Raw genomic sequence first — 5,226 nt, 5'->3', positions numbered from 1 at the left:
CGCCCACCATCTGGGAGAACGAATCAAGACGAAGGCGTAAGCGACGCTTCGGCCAGCCCTTGGATTTCTCCGGACTGGCTCAGGCAGCCGAACTTCGATCGAAATCGTGCGGCGGTCGGAGCTGGACGCGGAACGATGTGCATTGAATTGCTAGGCGATTTCGCGGAATCCGCGAGAGTCGGTGAAGCGTCGATAGTAGACGCGTTGGCGGGGTCGGACACTATCCGGGACTGTCTACCCGAACTGACGGGTCTTTCCGCAGCTCAGCGGTCGCGCAGCGGTGGGAATCGGATGCTCCCATCTCTGGGAATGACACGAGCTTACCAAAGTGCGATCATCTTCTTATCCCGGCATCGTCGCTGGCAGCTGGACAGCCCGATGTTGAAGATCTTGATGACATTCAAACAGGAAACTAACCACTAACTATAGAATACGGAGACGGATCATTGATCGTATCGTGTGCGACCGCTTTCAAGCAGTGGCCAGTCCTGGGAGTTCGCTCGGCGGAGGTTGCGAGAGATTCTGCCTGTTCCTCGACAAGGACCGTGTCTCGTCCGTCCAGACCACACCGTGGCGTTGGAAAAGCTTGCAACGTCCAGCCGGGAGCGAACCGTGATCAATGCAGAGGTTGGGAGAAGTGGATGTCATTCATCAGATGGTAAGATCCCGTCAATATGAGACGTCAAGAGTCGGCCTTTCTGTTCGATTGCACGGAGTTCCTCCAGGATGAATTCGTACAGACTTCCGGGTGCTGTGCCGACAAAGACTGGGATCGACGGAAAACGGTTGCGGCTGTGGCTGTAGAACCCGACTACGACGGTGTCGTCGAGTCGGTAGAAGGAGAACATCCGGTCACCTGGGAAATAGTAGAGTTCTATCCTCGCGCCATCTGGGTAGCGCATCCCTTCATAGGACTCGCGCGTCGATTCGATGCGCCTAATCAGTTCTTCCGGCGCGATCGCGAACCGGTTCGCGAGCAGCGACGTCGTCGCCTCATCGTTCACGTCAGGCAGGAAGATACGGATGCTACTGCCGCGCTGTCGGGCAAGCTTGTGAAGCTGCCGGATATTCAGGTTGCGCCATGTTTGCCCATATGCGACAAAGATATCCAACTCGTGAACATCAGCGAACAGCCGGTCCCAGTCCAAACCGTTCAGGTAGTTCGCGCCGATCCGCAACAGGCCCGCAGCTCGGACGTCGGCGGCCAGTTCCGCGGCGAAGCGATGGTGACGGCGCAGCTCCCGCTCGGCTTGGGCGTGCATCTCGTCGACTTGGCGTTGCGCGGCCGAGCGCAGCAGAGCGGCGTTCTGTTCAGCGGCCGCCCGGATGGCCACGGCCTCCGCGATGATCTGCCCAGCACGGGCGCGGGCGTCAGCGATGACCTGGTCTGCAGCCATCACGTTGGTGGCGGTCCTCGATGTGGCCGATCCCGCGGCGGCGGGAGGTTTCGCTGCATGCTGTTCGGAAAGTCTGTTCCAGGTGGTGACCCATCGCGGCTCTGTGCGCGGATTGACTCCGCATGCCTGCAAGAACGCCAGCAGCAGGGTCTTGCGGGGCAGCCGGCGTCCGGCCAGGACATCGACGACGGTGCTGCGTGGCAGCGGGCTGTTATTCCGTGTGCCCCACTGTTCCAGCCTGCGGTAGGAGATGTTGTCCGCCCTGGCGCGCACCCGTCGCAGACACCCGGCGAACTCTTCCATGGTGCGGGCCGCGGTGGGATCGATGTCGTCAGGTTGGTGAGTCATGCTCCAGCCGTCCAGGGGGTGTCCGGCACCGTCCGGAAGTGTAACGAGGGTAGGAGCGCCGGCGGCCCCCATCTGGGGTCCGTGACCTGCGAATTCAGGATTGAAAGATCCAGCTGTGTAACTGTCGCTTGCCGGACGGCCCGCTGCTCCCTTTTGCTGTGTCGTAGCACCGGCGCTGGGTGTAGGCCGAGGTTGCAGGGACGAAGGGTGGAGAAAACGTGGTTCTTTCGGACAGCCCCGCGCTGCGGGCGGAACGGAAGCGCGTGATGACATCTGCGGTAACGGGGAAAATTCCCTCGAGGCGGTTGGGCCGGTGTGGCATCGATGTGTCCGCGGTCGGTGTGGGCTGCTGGCCCATCGGCGGTCCGGATCACAATCTCGGCATGCCGATGGGCTGGTCGGACGTTGACGAGGCTAGCGCCGTAGCGGGCCTCGAGCGGGCCTTCGAGCTCGGGGCGAATCTGTTCGACACTGCGGATGTGTATGGTCACGGACGATCCGAACGTCTTCTCGGGCGTCTCGTGGCGCAGGTCGACCGTGATGCCGTCGTTCTGACATCGAAGGTTGGCTACTTTGCCGGTACCGCACGCCACGGGTACCAGCCCCGGCATATGCGCAGCCAACTGGAGCAGAGCCTAGAGAACCTGGGTGTCGACCATCTCGACATCTACTTCCTGCACCACTCCGACTTCGGCCCCGATGACCGCTACCTGGATGGTGCTGTTGAGGTCATGCGCGGTTTCAAGGCCCAAGGGCGGATCCGCGCGGTCGGGATGCGTGGTCCGCACCGCTTCGCCGTCGACCGGCTGAACACCCCGCCCGAGCTGCGCGGCGACAAGATCGAACGATTCCGTGCCCTGTTCGACACAGTCCAACCCGACGTGCTGGCCGTACGGGACAACCTGCTGACCCCCAACGACCGGTCGGCGGGCATCTTCGCGTTGGCCGACGCCCACGATTGCGGGGTACTGGTGAATAAACCGCTCGGCCAGGGTCTGCTCACCGGCAGTTATCAACCCGGTTGTCCGAGAATGTTCGGGCACGGAGATCATCGTAGCCGCAAACGCTGGTTCGGCCCGGGTGCAATCCCGCTGATCGCCGAGGGCCTTGACCGTCTGCGTGAGCTCGTCGGACCCGAGCCCGCGGACCTGATCCGCATCGCCTTGTGGGCTGGCCTGGTGCGCTCGCCCCGTACCGCCGTCCTGGTCGGCTTCACCAGTCCGGAGCAGGTCAGCATCAACCTCACCTGCCTCGGCGAACGACCCGACCCGTCGACGGTTGGCGCGGCCCGTTCGATCATGGCGGAGGTGCAGGCCCAGTTGGACGCCGGCGGGCAGGTCTTCATCGACGATTTGACCGGCGCTGCGGGGACACCACAATGATCGCGATGGCGGCGACAGGCACACCTCGGAGCGGCGAGTCTGCGGCCCACGTGATCGGCCACAAGCCTGTGGCAACCGTCGGAGTGCTGACCTGGAACGTCCAGCATGCCAGTCCGGCCCGTGCCGCGCGGCAGGCCGAGTGGCTGGCCGGTCGTCCGGAGGCCGAGGTTGTCACCCTGACCGAGGTGTCGGGCGGGTCCGCTGGGCAGGCGTTGGCCAAGGCCCTTGCCGCGCACGGCTATGCCACGCACCTGACCGACGGTGGCGGTGACTACCGCGTCCTCATTGCAGCCCGCGTCGGTCACCTCGAACCGGTCCTCAGCGTAGGCATCGGGCATCTACCGCACCGGCTTGCAGCCGCCACCGTCACCGTGCCGGGCTTGCGGTGCTTGGCCGTGGTCGGTCTCTATGTGCCCTCCCGCGGTCCCCGAGACCAGCGCAATGTCGCCAAACGGGCTTTCCAGTCCGCCGTCGCAGCTGCATTGCCGACCCTTCCAGCGGCGTTTGGCCCAAGCGTGCCGATGGTGGTGGCCGGCGATCTCAACGTCGTCGAGCCCGGCCATGTGCCTCATCACGCCGTGTTCGGCGGCTGGGAGTACGACTTCTACCGGACCTTCGCCGCCGCCGGATTCACCGATGCCTTCCGCCATCGGCACCCGGACACGCTCGACCACTCCTGGTACGGCCGTTCCGGCACCGGCTATCGCTTTGACCACATGTTCTGCACCGACCGGCACATCGACACGCTCGGCGACTGCCGCTACCTACAGCAGCCCCGCTTATCCCGCTTGTCCGACCACGCGGCGCTCGCCGTCGATATCACCCTGCCCAGCACGCCCGCCTCCTAGCCGCCACCGCATCCTCTCCTGTCGCGGTCAGCACTGCCATGGTTCACGCACACTCATCGTTGGCTACTAATGGCAGTCATTTAACTACTAATAGACCCATCTCGCCATCAGCCCCCTTGGGGAGGTGTCACTGTGCCGGCCATCACCGCCATCACCGCCATCACTGCGCACGGCAGGTTGCTCGACGCGATCGGACACGCGCTGGGCAGCCCGGTCGATCAGGACATGACCGAAACGCTTCGTCGCATTCCCATGACCGACCCGATCGCCCTCAGCGTTGCACTGACGTCGCAGCTACCCGGTCGTTTCAGCCTCACAGGCACCCTCGACCGGCGGCTGCTGCTCGCCAAGCGCGATCCCGGCCTCGGTTGGTGGACAGCCGCTGACCTGTCCGGACAACCCCACGCAAGCAGAGCCTGGCCGCACTGGACCGGCGGGCGCATCACGATCGGCGACGTCGGCGGATGGCTGTCGACCGCGAGCGTCGCCGATGAGGCCGTCCGCCGCCTTCTCCGCCCGCGCGTCCTGCTCGCCGCGCTGTACCACCCTGAATGGTTCCCTCTGCCCCGTTTCCCCCTGGCGATTTCCGATCTGGCTCGCGCTGCCCGATCCACCCTGCTCGGCCAGATACGGCTCGTGGACATGCAGTTGGGCATCACGATCGAGGACATCCTCACCGCCGTCGACACGTGGGGGCCGGACATCGTGGGCGTCTCCGCAACCTTCGGCCAGCACGACCTTCTTGTCACTCTGCTCGACCAGCTCTACGGCCTCCCCATCCCGCCGTTGGTGCTGGCCGGCGGCAGCCTGACCGCCCGTAACGAACATTTGTTGCTGGACCGCTATCCGCGGCTGCTCATCGCCCGAGGCGCAGGGGAGCCGACTATCGCTGACATCGTCGGCTACTTTCACGGGGACCTGGGCCTGGCCGAGGTCCGGGGGATCGGGTACGTCGGCGCCGCCCGCGGGGGTGGGCTGACGATCGATCGCGGCTACCGCCGCACCGCCGGTGTGACCAACAGGGCACAGACCGATTTTCTGCCCGAACTCGATCTCCTCGACGCTACGTTCGCCCGCAAGGGTGTTGCGCAGCTGGAGGCATCCCGGGGGTGCACGAATTTCTGCTCGTTCTGCCCGCGCGGCCACAAGGGCAGCTGGGCCGGCGCTACGCCCGACAAGCTCGTCTGGATTCTGGATGAGATAGGCCGGGTCTTCGACCGGCACCCGACCGTGTCTCGCACGCTGTACCTG

3 protein-coding genes and 1 pseudogene are annotated in these 5,226 nt (G+C 64.6%); 3 read left to right on the top strand and 1 reads right to left on the bottom strand.

Features of this window, described 5'->3' with window-relative positions:
• Nucleotides 1-644: 644 nt before the first annotated feature.
• The gene (locus U9980_RS21605) at nucleotides 645-1,817 is read right to left on the bottom strand and encodes a hypothetical protein (protein WP_322769594.1); all 1,173 of its coding nucleotides are present in this window, start codon (nucleotides 1,815-1,817) and stop codon (nucleotides 645-647) included.
• A gap of 146 nt (nucleotides 1,818-1,963) precedes the next feature.
• Here U9980_RS21605 and U9980_RS21600 point away from each other — a divergent pair, with 146 nt between their 5' ends.
• The 3 genes and pseudogenes from U9980_RS21600 to U9980_RS21590 form a co-directional block, all read left to right on the top strand.
• Nucleotides 1,964-3,127 (top strand): aldo/keto reductase, encoded by a 1,164-nt coding sequence (locus tag U9980_RS21600; RefSeq protein WP_322769593.1) that lies wholly within the window; start codon nucleotides 1,964-1,966, stop codon nucleotides 3,125-3,127.
• A gap of 68 nt (nucleotides 3,128-3,195) precedes the next feature.
• Complete coding sequence (locus U9980_RS21595; protein WP_322769592.1) at nucleotides 3,196-3,975, top strand: endonuclease/exonuclease/phosphatase family protein; 780 nt, start codon at nucleotides 3,196-3,198, stop codon at nucleotides 3,973-3,975.
• 252 nt (nucleotides 3,976-4,227) lie between these two features.
• Nucleotides 4,228-5,226: pseudogene (locus tag U9980_RS21590) on the top strand (radical SAM protein); the annotation flags it as partial.

This window comes from Protofrankia sp. Cr1, assembly GCF_963555865.1.
Lineage (GTDB): Bacteria > Actinomycetota > Actinomycetes > Frankiales > Frankiaceae > Protofrankia.
Note: the sequence above shows the minus strand (reverse complement) of the source record. Positions and strands in the feature narration are given on the sequence as shown.